General features: G+C 58.6%; 4 protein-coding genes. 3 read left to right on the plus strand and 1 reads right to left on the minus strand.

Features of this window, described 5'->3' with window-relative positions; translation table 11 throughout:
• The 3 genes from ACIQ17_RS31325 to ACIQ17_RS31335 form a co-directional block, all read left to right on the plus strand.
• Positions 1 to 963, plus strand: a 963-nt coding sequence (locus ACIQ17_RS31325) for a glycogen synthase (RefSeq protein ID WP_398473404.1), incomplete at its 5' end; no start/stop codon positions are given.
• Between the two features lie 20 nt (positions 964 to 983).
• Positions 984 to 2045, plus strand: coding sequence for a glycosyltransferase family 4 protein (locus ACIQ17_RS31330; protein WP_398473405.1), 1062 nt, complete (start codon positions 984 to 986; stop codon positions 2043 to 2045).
• Positions 2046 to 2079: 34 nt separating this feature from the next.
• On the plus strand, positions 2080 to 2610 hold the full coding sequence (locus ACIQ17_RS31335) for a DUF421 domain-containing protein (RefSeq protein WP_398473406.1): 531 nt from the start codon (positions 2080 to 2082) through the stop codon (positions 2608 to 2610).
• Positions 2611 to 2914: 304 nt separating this feature from the next.
• Here ACIQ17_RS31335 and ACIQ17_RS31340 read toward each other — a convergent pair.
• Positions 2915 to 4314 (minus strand): ATP-binding protein (locus ACIQ17_RS31340; protein WP_398473407.1); only part of this gene is annotated, 1400 nt, incomplete at its 5' end.

Here is a 4314-nt window from a genome sequence, read left to right on the forward strand (position 1 = left end):
CTAGAATGGTCACAGCGGCCGATCCCGACCGTGTTCACGATTCATAATCTCGCCTATCAGGGCGTGTTTTCCCGCGATGCCCTCCCCCGTCTGGGTATCCCCGCAGAAGCCTTCCATATGGATGGCGTCGAGTTCTACGACCGCCTTTCCTTCATGAAGGCTGGTCTCGTTTATTCATCTCACCTGACAACGGTTAGTCAGACCTACGCCGCCGAAATCACAACGCCCGAGTTCGGGTGCGGCCTGGAGGGCGTTCTTCGCAAGCGCGCGGACCGAAATGAGCTGTCGGGCATCCTGAACGGCATTGACGAGAGCTGGGACCCGCGATCATGCACGTCGCTTACCCGGAATTTCGATGCTGGAGACTGGCGGAAGCGCTCCCAGAATGCACGGGAGATCCGTCGGCAATTCGGGTTGGCGGTCTCGCGCGGTCCGCTGTTTGCTCTTGTTGCCCGCCTCGTCCATCAAAAGGGCGTCGATCTCGTCATCCAGAATGCCAAAGCAATCGTTGATGCAGGCGGTCAGATTGTTGTTACGGGGAAAGGCGAAGAGCGGTTCGAACAGGCACTCCGGCAGGTGCAGATCGACCACCCAGGCGCGGTTGCGGTAAAGATTGGCTTCGAGGATGAGGAAGCTCGGCGCATCTTCGCCGGGAGCGATTTCACCCTCATGCCGTCGCGCTTCGAACCTTGCGGCCTCAGCCAGATGTATGCACAGCGCTTCGGCTCCCTTCCGATTGGCCATCGTACGGGCGGCTTGGCAGAAACCATTCTTGATGGCCAGACCGGCTTCCTCTTCGACCGCCCATCCTCCGATGGGCTGCTGAGCAGCCTCTGCCGCGCATTCTCGACTTTTGGCGCGCGAGATCGACTCGATCGCATGCGCCGTGCGGCGATGGGACAGGCTTTCAGTTGGTCAAACTCGGCGAAGGCATACGCCTCGCTTTACCAATCCGCCATCTAGGAAAAGGAGACGCGGGGATCATGAAAATCGCTCAGGTTGCCCCGCTTGCCGAAAGTTGCCCACCGAAGCTGTATGGCGGGACAGAGCGGATCGTGTCCTACCTCACTGAGGAACTCGTGCGACTAGGCCACGAGGTGACGTTATTTGCGACCGGCGACTCCGTCACCGACGCAAAGCTCGTTTCGTGTTCAACGACAGCCCTGCGTCTCGATGCCGACGTCCGGGACATGCTGCCCTATCACATCACTATGCTCGAAGAAGTCGCCAAACGCCTCGACGATTTCGACATCGTTCACTTCCACATCGACTATCTGCACTATCCGATGATGCGTCCCTACGCTGACAGGATGCTGACGACGTTGCATGGGCGCCTCGACCTACCTGACGCAGCGCCTTTCTACACAGCCTTTCCGGAACTGCCTCTGGTGTCGATATCCGACGCGCAGCGAGCGCCCATGCCGCCAGTCAATTGGCTTTCTACGATCTATCACGGACTTCCGACGGATCTGCTGCCGTTCAATCCTGCACCGGCCTCCGGCTACGCGGCTTTCTTGGGGCGTATCTCCCCCGAAAAGCGTCCCGATCGCGCCATCGAGATCGCCGCACGCGCGGGCATGCATCTCAAGATAGCCGCCAAGGTCGATCAAGCGGACAGGAAATATTGGGACGAAGTCATTGGCCCGATGGTCTCGGCTAATCCGAACGTCGAGTTCGTTGGCGAGATCAACGAGCATCAGAAGGCCGACTTCCTGGGCAACGCGAGCGCGCTGCTGTTTCCGATCGATTGGCCCGAGCCCTTCGGGCTGGTCATGATCGAGGCGATGGCGTGCGGGACACCCGTGATCGCATTTGCAAATGGCTCCGTTCCCGAAATCATCGACGACGGCGTGTCAGGCATCGTTGTTGGATCAAACGACGAAGCGGTAGCCGCCCTACAGACGATCAATCGACTTTCCCGTGCGGCGGTTCGGCGCCAGTTCGAGGAGCGCTTCACCGTGGAACGGATGACGCAGGATTATCTCACAGCCTACAGAAGACTGCGGCCTGACGTGCGTCCCGCCCTCGAATTGGTCTCCGCATGACCTCACCGCTCCCAATTGAACGACGGAAGTGCATTTGATCGACTGGCAGGCCATATTTGTACCGCAGAACCCGACTTACGAGGTCATTCTGCGCGGCACGCTCATCTATTTCCTGCTGTTCTTTGTGCTTCGTTTCTTCCTCAATAGGCAAGCCGGAGCAATTGGGATTCCGGACATTCTTGTCGTCGTTCTGGTGGTGGAATCCACGACCGACGCACTGGGCGAGAACAAATCCGTCACGGAAGCTGCCCTCCTCATCCTGACGGTGATGTTTTGGAGTTATGGACTCCAGTGGCTGGCATACCGCTTTCCAAGCCTCGAGGTCCGGCTGACATCCTCAAAGATCAAACTGATCGAAAATGGCAAGATGCTCCGCAAAAATATGCGCAGAGAACTGGTCACCGAGGACGAACTCCTTGCACTTTTGCGGACTCAAGGCGTGGATGATCCCCGGGATGTAAAGCTAGCCTGCCTTGAGAGCAGCGGTGACATCAGTGTTGTCACTCAAGCCGCAGACTCCTCGCAGGACGGGCATTCAAACAGGGGTAAGGACGCAGCAATCTGACGAGGTACAGGCGCGGAGTTTGGGCTGCGATCTTAGATAGGGTCGAGGTTGGTTGATTGATCGATTGCAGGTTCATCCCGATCACCTTCATGAAGCAACCTGACGAAATCTGCCAATGCGGACCGATCAACAAGCGGCGAAATGCCGTCGGCTGATTGTGCGGCCACCTGAATGCCCAGAAAGTTCTTCAACCAATGCCACATTGCGTGCCCCCCTAAGGCACATAAGCCGAAAGGCTCGGAAACGTTCCAAATTGGCAGCGCTGTAGCTCGCGGCTAAGGCAGGTCTTCAGCATCCGGATCAATCAAACTCCGTCCATAATGTCCTGTATCTTCGCAGCAAGGACTTCCATGGCGAAAGGTTTGGTGACCAGCGCCATGTTCGGCGAAAGCTGACCGTTTCCCATGACTGCGTTTTCCGCGAAGCCAGTGATGAAGAGCACCTTCAGTTCCGGAAGAATGCTGACCATGGCATCGGCCACCTGCCGCCCGTTCATGCCGCCCGGCAATCCGACATCGGTAATCAGCAGATCGATGGCGGGCTGATTTTCCAACACGCGCAGCGCGCTGGGCCCATCAATCGCTTCGATCACATCGTAGCCGAGTTCCTGTGTCACTTCGACGACCAGCATACGGACCGTGGGCTCATCATCGACGACCAACACGCGCCCGACCGCGGACGGCCTATTCAACGCGCTCAGGATTTTTTCGTCCAGCTCTGCTCCGACCTCGACGACACTGTTCTCGGCGACATGGCGCGGCAGGTAGATGCACATCGTCGTTCCCATGCCGACCTCGGTATAGATCCGGACTTGGCCGCCTGATTGCCTCGCAAAACCATAAATCATCGAAAGGCCTAGACCGGTCCCTTCACCCATGGGTTTCGTTGTGTAAAACGGCTCGAAAGCGTGCGCGGCGACGTCCGCCGTCATGCCCGTGCCTGTATCCGTCACGCAGATAGACACGTATTGGCCCGAACCAAGATCACGCTCGCGCGCTGCTCGCTCGTCCAACCACTTATTAGCCGTCTCGATCGTGATGCGGCCACCTTCCGGCATCGCGTCGCGGGCATTGATGCAAAGATTAATGAGTGCGTTTTCGAGCTGGTTGGGATCGACCAGCGTCGTCCATATCCCCGCCTTGCCGACGGTCTCGACTTCGATTTGCGGCCCCACCGTACGACGTATCAGCTCCTCGATGCCGAACATCAGTCGATTGACGTCGGTCGGTTTCGGATCGAGCGTCTGACGCCGTGCGAATGCCAAAAGACGATGGGTGAGAGCAGCAGCGCGCCGTACGGCACCTTGGGCAGCGACCGAGTAGCGCTCGAGTTCGTTGACGCGCCCTTGGGCGACGCGCAGCTGGATCATTTCGAGTGCACCCGAAATGCCCGTCAGTAGATTATTGAAGTCATGAGCGAGACCGCCCGTGAGCTGTCCGACAGCTTCCATCTTCTGCGATTGTCGCAAAGCTTCCTCTGCCCGGTCGCGCTCGGCCGCGGTCTCTTCGACCTCCTCGGCAAGCCTTTGCCGATCCTGCTGAAGCTGACGCTCCACGGCCTTCCTGGCCGACACTTCCAGCATAGCGCCCACCATCCGGATCGGAGCGCCGCCCTCGTCCCGCAGGACGTAACCACGGTCCAGGACGTCGGCATAAGTTCCGTCAGCTCTGGCGAAGCGGTACTCGTCACTCCAGTCGGTCCCGT

Origin of the sequence: Tardiphaga sp. (assembly GCF_044340795.1) — a bacterium.
Classification (GTDB): domain Bacteria; phylum Pseudomonadota; class Alphaproteobacteria; order Rhizobiales; family Xanthobacteraceae; genus Tardiphaga.

What these genes read in the sequence shown, in the direction of transcription:
- ACIQ17_RS31330 (WP_398473405.1), top strand. Translation starts at nt 984, where the DNA reads ATGAAAATCGCTCAGGTTGCCCCGCTTGCCGAAAGTTGCCCACCGAAG.